The following is a 905-nucleotide window of genomic DNA, read 5'->3' as shown; positions in this document are numbered from 1 at the left end:
TGTGCGGCGCCACGCGCCGCTTCCGCCGCGGCCAGCGCCCGCGCGAGGCAGGCGGCCAGCGGGGCGAGCGGCGCTGCCCCCAGGATGCGCGGCAGCCCTTCCTGCCAGCCGGGCGGCAGGCCTTGCGCCAGCCGCGCGGCCTGTTCGGCATCCGGGGCCAGCAGGGCCAGCGGGCGTGGCGCGGGGGGCAGGGCGGCGGCGGGGCCGCTGCCACCGGCGCGGCGCAGCACGCCCTGCACCGGCAGCAGCACCGCCACCGGCAGCCCGGCGAGCCCTTCCATGCCAGGCGCGGCGATCACCGCTGGCTCCCCCGCCAGCAGGGCGGCACGCTCGGCGGTGCCGATCCGGTACGCGGTCATGCGCGGGTCTCCGTCGATGAGGCGGCCAACAGGGGGGCGGCGCGCAGCAGGCCGAGCCAGCGCGGCAGGATCGCCGGCCAGCCGCGCCGCGCCGCTTCGGCGGCGGCCCGGGCAGCCAGCGCCGCGGCGCCTTCGGGATCGGCCAGCAGGGCGCGGATGGCGGGGATGAAGGCGGCGGCGCTGGGCTGCGCCACCAGCCGCGCCAGCGCCGGCGCAGCCTCGCCGAGCCCCTCCAGCGCCGCGGCGGTCGCCACCACGGGGCAGTGCGCGGCGGCGGCTTCCAGGAAGACCAGCGGCAGGCCCTCCAGCGCCGAGGGCAGCAGCAGCGCATCGGCGGCCTGGTACCAGGGTGTCGGGTCGGCGAGCTGGCCGAGCATGCGCAGCCCGCCGCCGGCCGCGGCCTGGCGGTCCAGCTCCGCCCGCAGCGGCCCGGCGCCGGCCACGGCCAGCGCCATGCCGCAGCCTTCCGCGATCGCCGGCAGCAGGGCGGCGCCCTTCAGCCGCTCCAGCCGCCCGACGAACAGCAGCAGCGGCGCGCCCGCCGGC

At 81.1% G+C, this 905-nt stretch carries 2 protein-coding genes; both read right to left on the bottom strand.

Annotation, left to right across the window (positions count from 1 at the left end; translation table 11 throughout):
- Window positions 1-359, bottom strand: a 359-nt coding sequence (locus HEQ75_RS27695; RefSeq protein ID WP_209318821.1) for a hypothetical protein, incomplete at its 3' end; no start/stop codon positions are given.
- The coding region (locus tag HEQ75_RS27690; RefSeq protein ID WP_168035337.1) for a glycosyltransferase family 4 protein at window positions 356-905 on the bottom strand (550 nt) is incomplete at its 5' end. The genes HEQ75_RS27695 and HEQ75_RS27690, both read right to left, overlap by 4 nt.

It is taken from the genome of Falsiroseomonas selenitidurans (genome assembly GCF_012103215.1).
Taxonomy (GTDB): Bacteria; Pseudomonadota; Alphaproteobacteria; order Acetobacterales; family Acetobacteraceae; genus Falsiroseomonas; species Falsiroseomonas selenitidurans.
This window is presented reverse-complemented; position numbering and strand designations above follow the sequence as displayed.